Annotated in this window: 14 protein-coding genes; 4 read left to right on the plus strand and 10 right to left on the minus strand. The window is 36.7% G+C overall.

Features of this window, described 5'->3' with window-relative positions:
• Positions 1-74: 74 nt before the first annotated feature.
• The 6 genes from E0I26_RS02095 to E0I26_RS02120 form a co-directional block, all read right to left on the minus strand.
• Complete coding sequence (locus E0I26_RS02095; RefSeq protein ID WP_131914840.1) at positions 75-431, minus strand: hypothetical protein; 357 nt, start codon at positions 429-431, stop codon at positions 75-77.
• Positions 432-577: 146 nt separating this feature from the next.
• Entirely contained in the window at positions 578-1,846 is a 1,269-nt protein-coding gene (locus tag E0I26_RS02100; protein WP_131914841.1) for an MFS transporter, read from the minus strand.
• A gap of 10 nt (positions 1,847-1,856) precedes the next feature.
• Positions 1,857-3,548: a single-stranded-DNA-specific exonuclease RecJ gene (gene recJ, locus E0I26_RS02105; RefSeq protein ID WP_131914842.1), complete on the minus strand. Its 1,692-nt coding sequence runs from the start codon at positions 3,546-3,548 to the stop codon at positions 1,857-1,859.
• Between the two features lie 117 nt (positions 3,549-3,665).
• Positions 3,666-4,010 (minus strand): HopJ type III effector protein, encoded by a 345-nt coding sequence (locus tag E0I26_RS02110; RefSeq protein ID WP_131914843.1) that lies wholly within the window; start codon positions 4,008-4,010, stop codon positions 3,666-3,668.
• 14 nt (positions 4,011-4,024) lie between these two features.
• Positions 4,025-4,738 (minus strand): 16S rRNA (cytidine(1402)-2'-O)-methyltransferase, encoded by a 714-nt coding sequence (gene rsmI, locus E0I26_RS02115; protein WP_131914844.1) that lies wholly within the window; start codon positions 4,736-4,738, stop codon positions 4,025-4,027.
• 77 nt (positions 4,739-4,815) lie between these two features.
• Positions 4,816-5,874, minus strand: coding sequence for a hypothetical protein (locus E0I26_RS02120; protein ID WP_131914845.1), 1,059 nt, complete (start codon positions 5,872-5,874; stop codon positions 4,816-4,818).
• 245 nt (positions 5,875-6,119) lie between these two features.
• Here E0I26_RS02120 and E0I26_RS02125 point away from each other — a divergent pair, with 245 nt between their 5' ends.
• The gene (locus E0I26_RS02125) at positions 6,120-6,713 is read left to right on the plus strand and encodes a thymidine kinase (protein ID WP_131914846.1); all 594 of its coding nucleotides are present in this window, start codon (positions 6,120-6,122) and stop codon (positions 6,711-6,713) included.
• A gap of 180 nt (positions 6,714-6,893) precedes the next feature.
• Here E0I26_RS02125 and rpoN read toward each other — a convergent pair whose 3' ends face one another.
• Together rpoN and asnS are read right to left on the minus strand one after the other, a co-directional pair.
• Positions 6,894-8,360 (minus strand): RNA polymerase factor sigma-54, encoded by a 1,467-nt coding sequence (gene rpoN, locus E0I26_RS02130; protein ID WP_131914847.1) that lies wholly within the window; start codon positions 8,358-8,360, stop codon positions 6,894-6,896.
• 90 nt (positions 8,361-8,450) lie between these two features.
• Entirely contained in the window at positions 8,451-9,887 is a 1,437-nt protein-coding gene (gene asnS / locus E0I26_RS02135) for an asparagine--tRNA ligase (RefSeq protein ID WP_131914848.1), read from the minus strand.
• A gap of 383 nt (positions 9,888-10,270) precedes the next feature.
• Between asnS and E0I26_RS02140 the strand changes: the two genes are divergently transcribed.
• Positions 10,271-10,726, plus strand: coding sequence for a hypothetical protein (locus tag E0I26_RS02140; RefSeq protein WP_131914849.1), 456 nt, complete (start codon positions 10,271-10,273; stop codon positions 10,724-10,726).
• A 114-nt stretch (positions 10,727-10,840) separates the two neighbouring features.
• Here E0I26_RS02140 and E0I26_RS02145 read toward each other — a convergent pair whose 3' ends face one another.
• Positions 10,841-13,255, minus strand: a complete 2,415-nt coding sequence (locus E0I26_RS02145; protein ID WP_131914850.1) for an efflux RND transporter permease subunit — start codon at positions 13,253-13,255, stop codon at positions 10,841-10,843.
• Between the two features lie 198 nt (positions 13,256-13,453).
• On the opposite strand from E0I26_RS02145, the gene E0I26_RS02150 reads away from it, so the two are divergent.
• Together E0I26_RS02150 and E0I26_RS02155 are read left to right on the plus strand one after the other, a co-directional pair.
• Complete coding sequence (locus E0I26_RS02150; protein WP_131914851.1) at positions 13,454-15,724, plus strand: cation:proton antiporter; 2,271 nt, start codon at positions 13,454-13,456, stop codon at positions 15,722-15,724.
• Between the two features lie 2 nt (positions 15,725-15,726).
• Positions 15,727-16,056, plus strand: coding sequence for a DMT family transporter (locus E0I26_RS02155; protein WP_131914852.1), 330 nt, complete (start codon positions 15,727-15,729; stop codon positions 16,054-16,056).
• Here E0I26_RS02155 and E0I26_RS02160 read toward each other — a convergent pair.
• The gene (locus E0I26_RS02160; protein WP_131914853.1) at positions 16,053-18,551 is read right to left on the minus strand and encodes a DUF5686 family protein; all 2,499 of its coding nucleotides are present in this window, start codon (positions 18,549-18,551) and stop codon (positions 16,053-16,055) included. The genes E0I26_RS02155 and E0I26_RS02160 overlap by 4 nt on opposite strands.
• Between the last annotated feature and the right edge of the window lie 109 nt (positions 18,552-18,660).

Raw genomic sequence — 18,660 nt, forward strand, 5'->3', positions numbered from 1 at the left:
TGATGAGTATTTACAACTATGGTAAAGGAAAAAGTTCTCGCTCATGTTTATAAACAGTTGAAAAACTCCAATCCCTAATTCATCCCCACCCCATACAAATAATCATCCAAATTTATTTTAAATAAAGTGCCTTCCACTAAGTCTTTTACGGCATCCAATTCTTCCATGGAAACGGCCAAATCAATTTGGGAACAAGGCGTTTTTAGCAAAAATTTGTGGCATTTGTTTTTCAGTTCACAATCGTCGCAACATTTATTTTGGATATAGCTGTCTTCAATACAGCGCTTAAATAGTTGCAGTTCCTGCGGAGTAAAATAAAATCCCATTTCTCTAAAAACCAGTTGAACCTTGTCCAGTACAATAGCATTGTCTTTTCTCCAGTAAAAAGCCGTGCCTAAATTGTTATGATATATTTGTTTTATTTCTTGCATGTGTCATCAGTTTGAAACAAATATAAGCATTATTTATATTTGTTCTAAATAATAAAACATAAAAAAGGCATAAAAAAGTCGGTAAGTAATCTTGAGATTATTTTACCGATGGGCTATAGGAAGTATTTTTCTGAAAAATCTATTTATTACTCGCTCTTTTCATGTTCCTCAATATCTTTTTGCAAGTCCAGTTTTCTAAAAGTAGGCGATACGGCTCCGGTAAGAAACACGGTGATCAGTGTCATGCTTCCGCCAAAGACTACTGCGCTAACAGTTCCCATCAGTTTTGCGGTTAATCCGCTTTCAAAAGCGCCCAATTCATTAGAGGAACCCACAAATATAGAATTCACGGCTGCAACTCGGCCTCGCATCTGATCAGGAGTCTTCAATTGCAAAATAGTCTGGCGTATCACCACCGAAATTCCGTCAAAAACACCGCTTAGAAATAAAGCGGCAACAGACAACCAAAAAATAGAGGAAAGTCCAAAAACGATAATACAAATCCCAAACGCAAAAATTGCCGACAATAGTTTCATACCCGCATTTTTAGTAAAAGGAATATACGCGGAAATAATCAGCATTAAAAAAGCGCCAACAGCCGGAGCGGCTCTCAAAACACCAAATCCCTGCGGTCCCACTTTCAAAATATCCTGTGCAAAAATGGGTAACAGCGCAACGGCTCCACCAAAAAGAACGGCAATCATATCCAGTGATAAAGCGCCTAAAATAGTCTTATTATTGAAAACAAATTTCACACCTTCTTTCAAACTTTCCATAATGGGTTCGCCAATTTTTGGATTCAAAATAGGTTTTGTTGCTATTTGGGTTAAAGCGATTAACGCAAAAAGCGAACATCCCAAAACGATGGACATTGACCAATGAACGCCAATCCAATTGATGGAAAAACCGGCTACTGCAGGTCCTAAAACCGAACTTATTTGCCAAACGGAACTGCTCCAGGTGGCAGCATTTGGGTATATTTTTTTAGGAACAATCAATGCCAAAAGAGAAAATATCGTCGGGCCAAGAAAAGCACGAACCAATCCTCCTAAAAACACGAAAAAGTAAATGGAATATAAAATGGTTTGGGTAGAAAAATCTTTTATAAAAGGTGGCCACGTAAATAAAAACAAGCCCAAACTAATGATTGAAAACCCTAAAATACATTTGAAAAGCAATCCTTTTTTCTCTTTTTGATCGACAATGTGTCCGGCAAATAAAGCCATCGAAATGGCCGGAATGACTTCCATTAATCCGATGATCCCTAACGATAACGGGTTTTTGGTCAAACTATAGACTTCCCATTCAATGACGATAAACTGCATGGACCAGCCAAAAACCATGGCAAAACGCAACAACAAAAAAATATTGAATTCTTTATAACGCAGCGCCGAGTAAGGGTCTTTTTTTTTCATAACAAAAGAATCATTCTTTAATATCTCGCAATCGCAATTGCAAACTTAATTTGCCTTTCCATTCGTTTTCATCAATGCAATACACGGCTTGAAAAGGTTTTTGATGCGTAGTCAGTTCGATTTTGTTTCCCAAATTAAAACCAATAGCAGCGAGACCTTCGGAGTTGTTTTGTTTAACAAAAAGTTTTAAATGTTCGTCTTCTTGTCCAAGCGGTTTTCCATAACCGGTGTCTTTGATATTTCTGGTCAGGAAAATTGGAGTCATATTTTGCGGTCCAAAAGGTTCAAATTGTTTCAGGATTCGGATTAGTTTTGGAGTAATATCCGCAAAATCAATCTCGGCATCAACTGCAATTTCGGGTGTCAACATATCCGGATGAATGGTTCTTTCGACCTCTTTTTCGAAAGTATCTTTGAAGATTTGATAGTTTTCTTCCTTTAAAGTCATTCCCGCGGCATACATGTGACCGCCAAATTGTTCCAAATGTTCGGTACATGCTTCGAGTGCATTATATACATCAAATCCTTTTACGGAACGTGCCGAAGCGGCATATTTATCGCCACTTTTGGTAAAAACAAGTGTCGGACGATAATAGGTTTCTATCAATCGGGAAGCGACAATCCCAATGACCCCTTTGTGCCAATCTTCTTGAAAAACCACGGAAGTAAAACGTTCTTTTTCATTGTTCTCTTCAATTTGTTGTAACGCTTCTTTGGTGATTAATTTGTCTAAATCTTTTCGCTCCGAATTATAGGCTTCAATTTCGGAAGCAAATTGTTGGGCTTGCTCAAAATCAAATTCGGTTAATAATTCCACTGCATGATTCCCGTGTTTGATGCGTCCGGCAGCGTTTATTCTGGGCGCGATGATGAAAACAACATCGGTAATATCTAAGGTTTGTTTTTTTATTTGGTGAATGATGGCTTTGATTCCTGGTCTCGGGTTGGTGTTGATGACTTGCAATCCGAAATAAGCCAGCACCCGATTTTCTCCGGTCATCGGGACGATATCAGCAGCAATTGCAGCCGAAACTAAATCCAGATACGGAATCAAATCATCAATTGTCTGATTTCGGTTTTGGCCTAAAGCCTGAATCAATTTGAAACCTATTCCGCAACCACACAATTCATCATAAGGATAGTTGCAATCGTCTCGTTTTGGGTCGAGAACGGCAACGGCTTCGGGTAAAAAATCTCCCGGTCTGTGGTGGTCGCAAATGATAAAATCGATGTTTCGCTCTTTGGCGTAAGCCACATGATCGATGGATTTTATACCGCAATCCAAAGCAATGATGAGTGAAAATCCATTGTCATCAGCAAAGTCAATTCCCTTAAAAGATATTCCATAACCTTCATCATAACGATCCGGAATGTAGGTCGCAACGTTTGGATAATAGGTTTTTAAATAGGAAGAAACGAGAGAAACTGCAGTGGTGCCATCGACATCATAATCGCCAAAAACAAGAATATTTTCTTCATTTTCAATCGCTTTTTCGATTCGAGCGACTGCTTTTTCCATATCTTTCATCAAGTACGGATCATGCAAATCATCTAAACTCGGGCGAAAAAACCGTTTGGCATCTTCAAAAGTTTCGATGCCGCGTTGTACTAATAAAGTGGCCACAAAATCCTCCACATTCAAAGCTTTCGCCAAATGTTTCACGGTATCTTCGGAAGGTTTTGATTTAAGTGTCCAACGCATATTGATTTGGGATTTTAGATTTTGAAATTAGGATTTTAGGAACTCTAAAAAAAGAATAACAGCTAATTCGCTAATTGTGTCTGTCGATTTAATTTACGAATTAGCGTTTTAACTGTTTTATTTCAATACTAAAGCACTTCCGTAAAATGCAATTCCATCCCAACCGGTTTTCATGAAATTGCGAATGTTTTGATGGTCAGTTCCATTTGGATTTTTCAAAACATCTTCGTAATAATATGCTCCAAAACAGGCTAATGTAGCTGCTTCTGATAGGTTTTGAATTTCGGCGAAAGCAAATAATTTACATGAGCCTGAATTTTCTCCAGCTGCATTGTGTTGCAAACCGTTCTCAAATGCCGCTGGAGTAAAGTCGTAGTTTTCTTCAATTGTTGCAATGGTTTCTGCAAAAGCGATAGATTCTGGTGTCTGCTTTAATTTTTCTAAAAAGGATTCTAAATTCATGGTGTTTTTATAGGTTATTCTTCTTCCGAAAATTTACTTTTTTTAGGTTCTTTGGTGATTGCTTTTCCACTGACTACGACGACAATTTCTCCTCTTGGCGCTATTTTATCAAAATGAGCGACCACTTCTTTCACGGTTCCGCGAACATTTTCTTCGTGCAGTTTGGATAATTCCCTGGAAACCGATATTTGACGGTCTTCGCCAAAATAGGTAATGAATTCCGCTAAAGTCTTTACTAATTTATGCGGAGAAACATATAAAATCATCGTTCGGGTTTCTTCCGCCAATGCTAAATAGCGGGTTTGACGCCCTTTTTTGTCAGGCAAAAAACCTTCGAAAACAAACTTGTCATTGGGCAAACCGCTGTTGACTAATGCCGGAACAAAAGCCGTTGCGCCGGGTAAACACTCTACTTCAACACCATTTTCAACACAAGCGCGGGTCAATAAAAAACCGGGATCCGAGATTGCGGGCGTTCCCGCATCTGAGATTAAGGCAATGTTTTCTCCGGCTTTCAATCTCGAAATTAAATTCTCGATGGTTTTGTGTTCGTTGTGCATGTGATGGCTGTACATGTGTGTGCCAATTTCGAAGTGTTTTAATAATTTTCCACTCGTACGCGTGTCTTCGGCGAGAATCAAATCGACTTCCTTAAGAATCCGAATCGCTCGAAAAGTCATGTCTTCGAGATTGCCAATAGGCGTAGGAACGATGTATAATTTTGACATAGATAAAATAATTAAATACAAATTTTATAGAAAATCTGTATTTGTTCAAATGTATATTCAGAAAAATTCAGGGAAGTTTACAAGAATTTTTTCTCTATAACATCCATAAAACGTTCCTCATACTCTTGTTTTCCTTCCCAGTTGTTGTAGTCCGGTTTTACCATTTCCTGAACAAAATCTCTGGTTTCGTAGAACGTATCAAACGTGATTAATTGATTTAAAACGCGGTTGTAATCTTCGCTGCTGTTTCCAAAAAGATGTTTTATAAAAGCAATGCGGTCATTCAAATCGATATTGATTCCTTTGGCTAATTTTTCGTTCAGGGAAACTGTTTTTGGTTCAACAGCTTCTTTCACAGGTAAAACGTTTTCCTCCTCCGCAACGATTTCTTTTGAAGTTTCGATTACTACTGCTGTGGGAATATTTTCAATCTGTTGCACTTTTACAAACTGGGTGTCATGGTAATTTCCGCCCAATAAATCTTCGAAAGAAATTTGTACCGGTTCCATTTTCTTTGGCACCTCCAGTTCCGTTTCTACTTCCTCTTCTTGAGACAATTCAAAAGCTGGTGTGAATGCAGCGGTTTCAGGTTCTGAAGTTTCTTTTTCCTCAGCAACTATTTCTTCCTCAATAATAGGTTCTTCTTCTTTTTCTTCTTCCGCGGTTATTTCTTCATTAGAAATTGTTTCTTCCAAAGGAGTTTCAACAGTTTCTTCTTCCACAATACTCGTTTCTGACTCAGTTGTATCAGCAGTTTCAATTGTTTCTTCCAATGGAACTTCAACAGTTTCTTCTTCCACAATATTCGTTTCAGATTCAGATATGTCAGCAGTTTCTATTGTTTCTTCCAAAGGCGTTTCAACGATTTCTTCGGCAACAGTTTCTTCAACTACAGCTTTGATTTCCGGTTGAACCGAATCCATTTTATCAAAAATAGATTCCATTTTTTGCTCTACTTCAGCAGCGCCAATAGTTGGTTTTGCCTCGCTAAAGTGCTCGTCTACAAATCGTAAGACAGAAAGTTTTTCATATAATTTCTGCGTTTCCAGATATAATTGATTGATGTCAGATTTATTTTTTAGTTGTAATACTCTGTGTGCAATGCTGATTAAATCGGCTTCCAATTTTTTTTTCATAATTTTTGAAATTATAGTGTGTTAGGCGGGTCTTTTTAATAAATATCTTCCTGGTTTTTATTTAGCATAAGGAAGAAGGAACCTTTGCTCGCGTGATTTTATTTTTTAAATAAGAGCTCGCGAATCTCCGATTTAATAAAAATGTTATACTTTTGAAACGACGTAAAAGTATAAAATTTTTAAGTCGGTTTTATCCATTACAAAGTAATAAAAACTATTCATTTTTTAAGTCAGAAAAATACAAAATGTTTCTCGAAAATACAGTAAATCATAAAGAACAATTTGGTTGGATCGAAGTCATTTGTGGCTCCATGTTTTCGGGTAAAACCGAGGAATTGATCCGTCGTTTGAAAAGAGCGCAGTTTGCCAAGCAAAAAGTAGAAATTTTCAAACCTGAAATTGATACACGCTATCATGACGATATGGTGGTGTCACATGATGCCAATGAAATCCGTTCCACGCCCGTTCCTGCTGCCGCAAATATTGCTATTTTGGCTCAAGGTTGTGATGTGGTGGGCATTGACGAAGCGCAGTTTTTTGATGACGAAATTGTTAAAATTTGTAACGATTTGGCTAATCAGGGAATCCGGGTAATTGTGGCCGGATTGGATATGGATTTTAAGGGAAATCCTTTTGGTCCGATGCCAGCTCTTATGGCAACTGCGGAATATGTGACCAAAGTGCATGCCGTGTGTACCCGCACTGGAAATCTTGCTAATTACAGTTTCCGTAAAACCGACAATGATAAACTTGTTATGTTAGGCGAAACCGAAGAATACGAACCGTTAAGCCGTGCCGCGTATTATCATGCGATGCGGAAAGATCAGGAGAAAAAATAAATCTCTCCCCAACCCTCTCCGAAGGAGAGGGAGCCAGAACTGGATTGAAATATAAAGTTATGAAAAAGACAAACCCTTTCAGAGTTTAGAACTCCAAAAGGGTTTGTCTTTTTATAGGAACATTGTTTTTTATCAACACTAAATCTCAAATCGTTAGTCAGCAATCTAAAATCAACAATCTTACATTTTCTTCCTCATTCTCGCCACCGGAATATCGAGTTGTTCTCTGTATTTTGCAATCGTTCTTCTCGCGATTGGATAGCCTTTTTCTTTAAGAATTTCGGCCAGTTGATCGTCTGGAAGTGGTTTTTTCTTGTCTTCTTCTTCAATAGTATTCTGAAGGATTTTCTTGATTTCCAGTGTCGAAACATCTTCACCTTGGTCGTTTTTCATCGCTTCTGAGAAGAATTCTTTAATCAGTTTCGTGCCGTAAGGCGTTTCTACATATTTGCTGTTTGCCACACGCGAAATCGTCGAAATATCAAGACCCACCATATCGGCAATGTCTTTTAGAATCATCGGTTTCAACTTGGTTTCATCACCATCCAGGAAATATTCTTCCTGATGATGCATAATCGCATTCATGGTTACAAAAAGCGTTTCCTGACGTTGGCGAATCGCATCGATAAACCATTTAGCCGAATCCAATTTTTGCTTGATAAACTGCACCGCATCTTTTTGTTGCGCTGATTTATCTCGGGAATCCTTGTAGGTTTGCATCATTTCCTGGTAATCTTTGGAAACGTGCAGGGAAGGAGCATTTCGTCCGTTTAAGGTCAGTTCCAGTTCGCCGTCCACAATTCTGATGGCAAAATCAGGAACTACATTTTCCGTTACTTTATTGTTTCCGGTAAATGATCCGCCTGGTTTTGGATTCAGTTTTTCTATTTCATGAATGGCTTTTTTAAGTTGCTCATTCGAAACATTATATTTTTGAATTAATTTATCGTAATGTTTTTTGGTAAACGCATCAAACTGATTTTCGATAATATCAGTGGCTAATTCCACGTATTCCGTTGGTGTTTTGTGTTTCAATTGCAATAACAAACATTCCTGCAAATCACGCGCTCCCACACCGGATGGTTCTAGTTCATGAATCACTTGCAACATTTTCTCCACCATTTTTTCATCGGTGTAAATGCCTTGAGTAAACGCCATATCGTCCACCATGTCGGGAACACTGCGACGGATATAGCCCATATCATCGATACTTCCTACCAAAAATTCAGCAATTTCACGCTCCTCGTCATTCAGGATAAAAGTATTCAACTGATTTATTAAATCCTGATGAAAACTCACCGGCGCGGCAAAAGGCGTTTCGCGATCTTCATCGTCGTCACTGTAATTATTGACCTGTGTTTTATAATCCGGAGTTTCGTCGTTGCTTAAATACTCGTCAATGTTGATGTCTTCGGCTTCAATTCTATCCGATTCCGAATCATCATAATCGTCATAATCTTCGTTTTCGAACTCGTCCTTTTCATACTCATCTTCTTCTTTTCCGGCTTCCAAAGCTGGATTTTCGTTCATTTCTTCCAATAAACGTTGTTCGAAAGCTTGCGTAGGCAATTGAATTAACTTCATCAACTGAATTTGTTGAGGAGATAATTTCTGTGATAATTTTAAATTTAAGAATTGCTTTAGCATTTTTTTATTGTAGGTTATACGTTAAGTGTTATTCGTTATAAGTTAGATTCTGACGCCTAACTCATAACTCATAAAACTCATAACGTTTTTTTAAAATTCTGCATTCATTGGCGTTCTTGGAAAAGGAATTACGTCACGAATATTCGTCATTCCTGTTACAAATAATACCAATCTTTCGAATCCAAGTCCGAAACCAGAGTGAACTGCTGAACCGAATCTTCGTGTATCAAGATACCACCACAATTCTTCTTCGTCAATTCCTAAGGCTTTCATTTTTTCAACCAAAACATCAAAACGCTCTTCTCTTTGAGAACCTCCCACGATTTCTCCAATTCCTGGGAAAAGGATATCCATCGCGCGAACAGTTTTTCCGTCTTCGTTCAAACGCATGTAAAATGCCTTGATATTTGCCGGGTAATCAAACAAGATTACCGGACATTTAAAGTGTTTCTCCACCAAGTAACGCTCGTGTTCCGATTGTAAATCAGCTCCCCATTCGTTAATGATATAGTTGAATTTTTTCTTTTTATTTGGCGTACAATCTCTTAAAATATCAATTGCTTCGGTGTATGAAACACGTTTGAAATTGTTTTCCAAAACAAAGTTTAATTTGTCAAGTAAAGCCATTTCGCTTCTCTCTGCAACTGGTTTTGATTTTTCTTCATCCAATAAACGTCCTTCCAAGAATTTCAAATCCTCCGGACATTTGTCCATGGTATATTTGATTACGTATTGAATAAAATCTTCGGCCAAATCCATATTGTCATTCAAATCATTGAACGCCACTTCCGGCTCAATCATCCAAAATTCCGCAAGGTGACGCGAAGTATTGGAGTTTTCGGCTCTAAATGTTGGTCCAAAAGTATAAATCTGACCCAAAGCCATCGCAAAAGTTTCTCCTTCCAGTTGTCCCGAAACCGTTAGGTTCGTTTCTTTTCCGAAGAAATCTTCTTTATAATTCACTTTCCCGTCTTCGGTTCTTGGTGTTCCGTCAAAAGGCAAAGCAGTAACTTTAAACATTTCACCGGCACCTTCCGCATCCGAACCCGTTATGATTGGCGTATTTACATACACAAAACCTTTCTCCTGAAAATAACTGTGAACCGCATACGATAGTACTGAACGCACTCTCATTATGGCTCCAAACATATTGGTACGAACTCTTAAATGCGCATTTTCACGCAAGAAATCCAAGCTCGGTTTGTTTTTAGGTTGTATCGGGAATTTCTCCGCATCTGAATCTCCAAGGATTTCCAGTTTAGCCACCTGAATTTCAAATTTCTGTCCCGCCCCTTTACTTTCCACCAAAGTTCCTGTCACAGATATTGCTGCTCCAGTCGTAATTCTCTTCAACGTTTCGTCTGGCGTGTTCTCAAAATCGACAACACATTGTATATTATCAATGGTCGAACCATCGTTCAACGCGATAAATTGATTGTTTCTAAAAGTTCTCACCCATCCTTTTGCATTTACCTCATGAAGCGTTGTGGTGCTGTTTAGTAAGTCTTTAACTTTTGTATGTCTCATTTTAAATATAATTGATATTGAAAAATTGTGTTTTTATCGAACTGCAAATATAAATCATTTGTTCCTAATTGTCATTGTGAGAAATAGGGTAATAAGAATGTAATTGAATGATAAACTTAGTTTGGAGCTATCCCGATAGCTATCGGGACCCGCTATTCGCTATATCTTTTACTTTTTAAAGGAAAAAGTAAAAGGATGCCGCTGCTATCTGGGCTAAACGAATGGAGATATTTGGAGTTTTATGAATATTTTTTCGGAATATCCTGCACCGTTTTTTTTACCTATTAGGTACAAAAATTAAATAGATAATATTGAAGATATTCCCCAATATTATTCATGTGAGTTTTTAGCTATATTTGCTAATATTTAAAATAAAACTGACTTTGGAAAAATTTGAAATAGATTTAAAATGGGCGAGCTATTTTGTTATAGTTAATGTAATAGTTTCAATTGTAGTAGCTTTATTAGCTGTAGTTTTCTTTTCGTTAAGCTCTGAAGAAAGCCACAATACAAAATTCGCATCTAATGTTCTTATAATGTTGTTTATAATTCAACTGTTTTATTTTGTCCGAAAAGCAATTAAAGAAAACAAAAAACATCAAACAATTAGAATCTTTTCAAAAGTGTCAATTTTTTTTCGTGTTTTGGGTTTTTATCTATGCATTGTTTTTTTGATTAATTATTCTCCTGTTTCTAGTTGGGACACCAACTTTGTTAATTTACAATGTAGAAAAAATGATCTTTCGGAATTTTTAATAGATGAGGATGAAATAAAAGATAATAAAAGTAATTGGTTGAATGATTTAGTAATAGCAATTAATAGAAGATTTAGCAGATAGAACATTTTGAAGGAATTTGTAATATTTTGTTTTTAAAACATAAAAAATCCCGCCTTACTAGACGGGATTTTGAATTTTAGTATAAAGAATGTACCCTAAATTAGATTAAACAACTTACTCTTTCTCCAAAGCATCAATTTCTTCATCGCTATGTTCGATGATGTCAATTTTTGGTTCGATGAATTCCTGTTCGTTGGCCAATGTTTTATTCAACGTCAATACCAAAGCCGGCAATAACATTAAATTCGACAGCATTCCGAATAATAATGTCAACGAAATCAATCCGCCAAGAGCGATTGTTCCTCCAAAACTGGACAACATAAACACCGAAAATCCGAAGAATAACACGATAGAAGTGTAAAACATGCTCAAACCGGCATCTGTAAATGTAGCGTAAACCGACTTGCGGATTTTCCAGTTATTTTTCTTTAATTCCTCGCGGTATTGCGCTAAAAACCGAATGGTATCATCAACCGAAAGTCCAAACGCGATTCCGAAAACTAAAATCGTCGATGGTTTCAACGGAATATCCAAATAACCCATAATTCCTGCAGTTAGCAACAACGGCAATAGATTTGGGATAATGGAAACCAAAACCATTTTGAACGAACGGAACATAAACGCCACCAAAAGTGAGGTCAGGAAAAAGGCAAAAACCAAAGACGAAAGCAAATTGTCCAGCAGGTAACCGGTTCCTTTTTGGAAAACCAATGCTTTTCCGGTAATGCTGACATTGTATTGACTCGGCGGGAAAAGTTTATCGGCTTTTTTGCGAATTTCGGCTTCAATTTTGGCAATATTGTCGCCATTTTCATCGCGCATAAAAGTTGTGATTCGGGCAAATTGTCCTGTAGAATCTACATAACTTTTCATCAGATTGTCTTTGGAGTTTTTCGTGGCATTTTTAGCATACGACAAAATAAACGACTGTTCCTGTGACGTTGGCAATTCGTAATAATCGGGATTTCCGTTGTAATACGCTTGCTTGGAATATTTAACCAAATTGACAATAGAAATGGGTTTTGATAATTCCGGAATTTCGTCAATGGTTTCTTCAAGTTCTTCCATTCGCCTCAGCGTAGACAATCTCATGACTCCTTTTTTACGCTTGGTGTCAATCATGATTTCCAGCGGCATAACGCCATCAAATTCTTTTTCGAAGAAAACAATATCTTCAAAAAAGGCTTCTTTTTTAGGCATGTCTTCGATCAAACTGCCCGAAATACGCATTTTGTAAATACCTACGATACTAACAACCAAAAGAAGAATGGCAACAACGTAAATCGAAAATCGATTGGATTTTACGTTTCTCAGAATCCAATCCATGAAAACCTTAACATAATTTCGGTCTAAATGCTCGATGTGACGGTCTTTTGGTGGTGGAATATAACTGTGAAAAATAGGGATGACAATGATACACAAAAAGAAAAGTGCCATGATGTTGATAGAAGTCACGACGCCAAATTCTAATAATAATTGATTGTTAGAAGCAACAAAGGTAGCAAAACCAATGGCTGTGGTAAGATTGGTCATTAGCGTTGCCATTCCCACTTTGGTCGTAACACGCTGTAATGCTTTGGCTTTATTTCGATGGACTTTGTATTCTTGATGGTATTTGTTGGTCAGGAAAATACAATTCGGAATCCCGATAACGATGATTAAAGAAGGAACTAAAGCGGTTAAAACGGTTATTTCGTAATTCAATAATCCTAGAAACCCAAAAGACCACATCACACCAATAATTACAATTACCATTGATATTAAGGTTGCTCTAAAACTTCTAAAAAAGAAAAAGAAAAGCAATGAGGTGACCAATAATGAGGCTCCGATGAAGATGCTTATCTCGTCAACAATCGTTTTTGCATTCAGCGTTCGGATGTAAGGCATTCCCGAAACACGAAGGTCGATTCCAGTTTCTTTTTCGAATGTTTCTACTGCGGGAACGAGTTTTTCTAGGATAAAATCTTTTCTGGCCGCCGTGTTTACAATTTTTTTATCCATGTAAACGGCAGAGCGAATACTTCCTGATCTTTTGTTGAATAGTAATCCTTCGTAGAAAGGCAAATCATTGAAAAGTTCTTTTTTTATTTTTTGAAGATAAGTTTTGTCAACCGTTTTGCTTTGGTCAACAAAAGGCACCAATTCGAAGGTTGCCAGCGAATCATTTTTTTGTAATTTCTTTAAGTCATTTAACGAAATTACTAAATCTACCGCTTTGTCTTCTTTAAGAGTGTTCATCAGTTTACTCCAGGAAGCATAGGCTTTCGGGGTAAATATGGCATTGTCTTTTACACCGATGATGACTAGATTTCCTTCTTCACCAAATTTATTCAAAAAGGCATTGTACTGAATATTTACAATATTGTCATCCGGTAATAAATTGGCTTCGGTAAAAGTGAAGTGGATATTCTTCCATTGCATTGCTAAAAGAGCTGTTATCGCTACAACAATGGATAACATCAAAATTCTATTTCTAAGGACAATTCGGGCTATTAATTCCCAAAATCCTAAACTAAACCACTTCATCATAATTCATATTTAACGGCGGTAAAGGTAGTCAAAACCGCTATATATCATTTGTTTTAACTAAAACTTTTTGTTGTTTTGTGGGGCTAATTATACCAGTTTTTTATTTTACAATTAAATAATTTTGTGGGATATAAATTATACATTTGAATTTCTCATCTTTGTTTTTTTAGAGTTGAGCGTGAATACATAAAAATGAATATGAAGAATTATAAAAATACATTGTTTTATTTAGGTGTAACAGGTGGTTTCACTGCTTTAATATATTGGATTATAAGCAAAGGAAAAAGCTTAGAAGCAAGTGAAGTTATCGTAACGCCTGAAAGCGGAAACGGTTCTTGGAATGATTTTATAGCTTCCATGCAGCACAATTTTCAGGATCCTTTAGCGATTCTTTTGGCACAAATCATAACGATAATACTTGTTGCCCGTGTTTTTGGTTGGATTTTCAAGAAAATTGGCCAGCCATCAGTAATAGGGGAGATTATTGCGGGGATTGTACTTGGGCCGTCCTTATTGGGATTGTATTTTCCGGAATTTTCAAGTGCTTTATTTCCTGTTGAATCCTTAGGGAATTTAAAATTTTTAAGCCAGATAGGATTGATACTTTTTATGTTCGTCATAGGAATGGAACTCGATATGAAAGTGCTTAAAAACAAAGCCAATGAAGCGGTGGTAATCAGTCACGCCAGTATCGTCATTCCTTTTGCACTCGGGATTGGATTGGCTTATTTTGTTTACAATCAATTTGCTCCCGAAGGTGTGAAATTTTTGGCTTTTAGTTTGTTTATGGGAATTGCATTGAGTATTACCGCTTTTCCGGTTCTGGCGAGAATCGTTCAGGAACGAGGAATTCATAAAACGAAATTAGGGGCAATTGTTATTACTTGCGCTGCTGCCGATGACATTACCGCTTGGTGCATTCTAGCCGTGGTAATTGCAATTGTAAAAGCGGGAACTTTCGTTAGTTCCTTATACATTATTATGCTGGCAGTACTTTATGTTGTTGCCATGATTTTTATTGTAAAACCATTTTTGAAAAGAATCGGGGATTTGTATGGTTCGAAAGACACTATAATCAAACCGGTTGTGGCTATCTTTTTTCTGGTACTGATTCTTTCATCGTATGCTACGGAAGTGATTGGGATTCATGCATTATTTGGAGCGTTTATGGCGGGAGCTATTATGCCGGATGTTCCAAAATTCAGAACCATATTCATAGAAAAAGTAGAGGATGTTGCATTGATACTTTTACTGCCTTTGTTCTTTGTATTCACGGGTTTGAAAACCGAAATTGGACTGCTCAATGATCCTTATTTATGGAAAGTGACCGGTTTTATTATTTTGGTGGCCGTAGTGGGGAAATTTTTAGGAAGTGCTTTGGCGGCGAAATTTGTAGGGCAGAGTTGGCGAGACAGTTTGACCATTGGCGCCTTGATGAATACAAGAGGGTTAATGGAATTGATCGTTTTAAACATTGGATTAGAACTTAAAGTTTTGACTCCTGAGGTGTTTACGATGATGGTAATCATGGCATTAGTGACCACTTTTATGACGGGACCGGCTTTGGATTTAATCAATTATATTTTTAAAACTAAAGATGGTGTTGAAATTTTAGAACAAACAAACCATAATAAATACCGAATTTTAATTTCGTTTGGAAACAATGAAAAAGGCAAATCCTTGTTGCGATTGGCGAATAGTTTGATAAAAAAGCAAAAAGATTCTGCCAGTATTACGGTAATGCATTTGTCCTTAAGTGACGAGATGCATACTTTTAATATGGAAGACAAGGAGAAAAATAGTTTTTATCCTATTGTTGAAGAATCCCAACTGTTAAATCAGGACATTACCACTATTTTTAAAGCAACCATGGATATTGAAACCGAAATTGCGGATGTTGCTAATCAAGGGGATTATGATTTGTTGTTGGTAGGTTTGGGAAAATCAATATTTGAAGGTACCATTCTTGGAAAAGTAATCGGTTTTACCACACGGATAATCAATCCGGATCGTTTAATTGATAAGTTTACCGGGAAAGAAGGGTTATTCGAAAATTCGCCTTTTGACGAAAGAACCAGACAGATTATTTCTAAAACCAAGATGCCAATAGGGATTTTGATTGATAAAGATCTACAGCACGTAAATCATGTTTTTATTCCAATTTTTAGTCCCGAAGATTCATTTGTGATTGATTATATCCAAAAATTAATTTACAACAACAACTCTAAAATTGTTATTTTGGATGTCAATGGACATGTCAACACTAATTTTGTAATCAAGAGCGCTATTGATTCTTTGGAACAAAAATATCCGAATAACATTGGTTTAATAACGGATGAAACCATTAAAAAAGAATTTCTGGCCAAACAGGATTTAATGTTAATTAGTCTTGAAAGTTGGAAAGAATTAGTGGACTCCAGAAGTGACTGGTTGAGTGGCGTTCCTTCGGTATTAATTTTAAAACAATAAATATGAACTGGATTTTATTAATTATAGGTGGGATTTTTGAAGTGGGTTTTGCAACTTGTTTGGGTAAAGCCAAAGAAAGTTCCGGAATGACAGCAACATTGTGGTTGGGCGGATTCTTAATTTGCTTGGCAATAAGTATGGTATTACTTTACAAAGCCACACAAACCCTGCCTATTGGAACAGCTTATGCCGTTTGGACGGGAATTGGAGCGGTGGGAACGGTTCTGGTTGGGATTTTTGTGTTTAAAGAACCAGCTGATTTCTGGCGAATTTTCTTCATCACCACTTTAATCAGTTCTATTATTGGACTAAAATTCGTTTCGAGTCATTAAAGTCCCAGATTAAGAACGAAACTTATTTTGACAGCTATATTATCTTGAAATTTACTCAGTTGATTCGGGCCATAACGGTAAAATCCGCCTAATCCCAAGCCGTTGTAAATTTGGTTGAGTTCTATTCCAGATTCGAAATAACCTTTGTTGAGGGTTTTATAATCCAATCCGATGTGTTGTTCCGGTTTTTGTAAATTTCCCCAAGCCATTCTTGAAACGAGAACTAAGGACGGTTTTACTTTTTTGAACAGTGTTATGCGGCTAAAGCCGTGTTTGAATTGAAAAAAGGCATACTCACTGGAGAAAAACTCATTGAAAAACATCGTTTCAAAACTATTCTTTCCTGCAAAAGTAATTCTCTGCATGATGGTTTCCTTGGTAATATTATTGGGAGAGGTGTTGTACAAATGCGTCAGCGGCACTTCGCCAAAAGCATAACCGGCTTCGAAAAGTAAACTTGTTTTTTGACCGTTTAAATATTTTTTTTCATACTCCGTTTTGAAATCTATTTTGCTGAATTCAAAATCATTTTGCAAAACCTTAGGCAAGGATTGTGTGTATTGAAAAGTGAATTTCGGGAAACGTTTTTCTACTTCAATTCGTCCCGTAGGCGTCTGCATATAATCGCTGAATGGATTCCAACGCAAAGAAACCATTGCGGTTGTCATAATATAGCTTGTATATAGTTTCTCGTTTAGGTTGTATATATAGCTAAATTTAGGTTCGATTGCGGCACGGGAAAGTTCCCAGAAGCTTTCTGTTTTTGGGATAATTTTAGTTTCTATAAATGTCTTCCAACTCACATAATTGTAAAATGTACTGATGTTTATAGGTCTTGGATTATAGATTTTAAACGCTTTTTTATCAATTGTAAATACAGTACTTGCAATTTCCCGAATGTCATCAGTATAGGAAACTCCAATCCAGGAATTCGAAAATTTGCCAACCCGAGTCGCCATTCCCAAATTATATTTGAAATTGCCATCCTTTGTTCCATAAGCAGTGTAGCCTTCGATTCTGTATTTTTTTGAAAACTGTTCATTGGTGACTCCGCCAATTCCCAATCGGAAGCCTTCATAATTATTATAGCTGAATAATTTGCGTAAGTCTAAATCGAATTTTCCAATGGGTAAATACCCGTTGATGATTTTTCGCCCAAAACGGATGCGGCTTTCAATTCGTTTTTTAACTGAAATACTGTCCAGTGCCAAATACGTTTTTTGGCTTCGACTGTCTAAACTGTCTTTTCTGTAGGTGTTCCAAAAACGTTCCGGTCTATTAATCGCATCGTCTTTGATCTCGATATAAATAGCCGATTTTTTAATTTGTATCGGAATGTTATACTGAATTTCAAAATTGTTCGTGTGCGAAAGCAAATAGGTGAAATCCGAGGCGACTTTCTTTCTTTCTTTAAAATCCCGTTCTACATCGCCATCAAATTGAATGGATCCGCCAAGGATTTTTATATCGTCATCATTTTTACCTTTTACAATTTTAAAGGTTTTGTCCGTTGGAAACCATAATTTTTCATTGGGAATGTACTTAAAATCATGAATCCCGCTAATGTCAAGAACGCCTTTTATGCGCATCACCGCTTTGGCGACAGCAAAATTATTTTGGTCAATATAAAGTACGCCTTCCAGTCCTGATGCTCTTCTTTTTTTCTTGTTTTTAAAATAAATCATGTAGGTGTTTCTACCGTCAATGATAAGTGAATCCAAGAGTTTGTAGTTGTAATCGTTTAGCGCATCATTGGCAATTGGACTGTTGTATTTGGTTTCAAAAAGCTCGTAACTGGAATCGTAAATAGAGAAAGACTGCAAATTAAAAGCAATGATTTCATAAACAGGTTGCTTGAAACCGGCCATTTTGGTGCCTAATATTGTTTCTTTTAATCTGGCATTTGCAAATTGATATTGTGACACTTTTTCGGTTTGAAAAAGATGCTGTTTACTGATGACTTCTTTGAATTTATAATCGGAGGAGTCAATTTTTGAGAATCGTTTCCCAATATATTTTTGGACAAAAACAGAATCGATTCTTCCGTCAATGGAGTCAGGATTTGCGGTTACAATGAGTTTGTTATAGGATTTAAACTCAAAACTGCGGAGTTTTTTCTGGGGATTATTGTTGTCTTTATTTTCGATTGTCTTCCTGATAATTGCCAAAGCCGGGTTTTCGCTTGGAACCGCCACTTCATTCAAATCATCCGTCTTTTGAGAAAGAACGACAACATAATAATTTTTATTTTTTTCGATGACAATCCTAGCTTTGGTGAAACCAATATAAGAAATATCAAAAGCTGTAATGGGAATTGCAGTTACAATACTAAACTTTCCATCGACATCAGAGATGGTATTTAGGCCATTATTTGTGGTAATTGTGGCAAACGGCAACGGGTTGTTGGTTGTGGATTCTTTCACAATTCCATTTACCTGAAATTGCGCCTGTAGCGAAAGCGTTAAAAAAAAGAATAACAAACACAATTGCTTCATAAATAGGGTTTACTGCAAAACGGGTATAATCTCATTTTGGTATCGCAAAAATAACAATAAAAAAATCCGTTCGCCTAAGCGAACGGATTTTTAATAGGATTTAAAAGGG

The sequence above is a fragment of the Flavobacterium rhamnosiphilum genome (assembly GCF_004349195.1).
Classification (GTDB): Bacteria; Bacteroidota; Bacteroidia; order Flavobacteriales; family Flavobacteriaceae; genus Flavobacterium; species Flavobacterium rhamnosiphilum.

What these genes read in the sequence shown, in the direction of transcription:
- E0I26_RS02095 (WP_131914840.1), bottom strand. Translation starts at nt 431, where the DNA reads ATGCAAGAAATAAAACAAATATATCATAACAATTTAGGCACGGCTTTT.
- E0I26_RS02100 (WP_131914841.1), bottom strand. Translation starts at nt 1,846, where the DNA reads ATGAAAAAAAAAGACCCTTACTCGGCGCTGCGTTATAAAGAATTCAAT.
- recJ (WP_131914842.1), bottom strand. Translation starts at nt 3,548, where the DNA reads ATGCGTTGGACACTTAAATCAAAACCTTCCGAAGATACCGTGAAACAT.
- E0I26_RS02110 (WP_131914843.1), bottom strand. Translation starts at nt 4,010, where the DNA reads ATGAATTTAGAATCCTTTTTAGAAAAATTAAAGCAGACACCAGAATCT.
- rsmI (WP_131914844.1), bottom strand. Translation starts at nt 4,738, where the DNA reads ATGTCAAAATTATACATCGTTCCTACGCCTATTGGCAATCTCGAAGAC.
- E0I26_RS02120 (WP_131914845.1), bottom strand. Translation starts at nt 5,874, where the DNA reads ATGAAAAAAAAATTGGAAGCCGATTTAATCAGCATTGCACACAGAGTA.
- E0I26_RS02125 (WP_131914846.1), top strand. Translation starts at nt 6,120, where the DNA reads ATGTTTCTCGAAAATACAGTAAATCATAAAGAACAATTTGGTTGGATC.
- rpoN (WP_131914847.1), bottom strand. Translation starts at nt 8,360, where the DNA reads ATGCTAAAGCAATTCTTAAATTTAAAATTATCACAGAAATTATCTCCT.
- asnS (WP_131914848.1), bottom strand. Translation starts at nt 9,887, where the DNA reads ATGAGACATACAAAAGTTAAAGACTTACTAAACAGCACCACAACGCTT.
- E0I26_RS02145 (WP_131914850.1), bottom strand. Translation starts at nt 13,255, where the DNA reads ATGATGAAGTGGTTTAGTTTAGGATTTTGGGAATTAATAGCCCGAATT.
- E0I26_RS02150 (WP_131914851.1), top strand. Translation starts at nt 13,454, where the DNA reads ATGAAGAATTATAAAAATACATTGTTTTATTTAGGTGTAACAGGTGGT.
- E0I26_RS02155 (WP_131914852.1), top strand. Translation starts at nt 15,727, where the DNA reads ATGAACTGGATTTTATTAATTATAGGTGGGATTTTTGAAGTGGGTTTT.
- E0I26_RS02160 (WP_131914853.1), bottom strand. Translation starts at nt 18,551, where the DNA reads ATGAAGCAATTGTGTTTGTTATTCTTTTTTTTAACGCTTTCGCTACAG.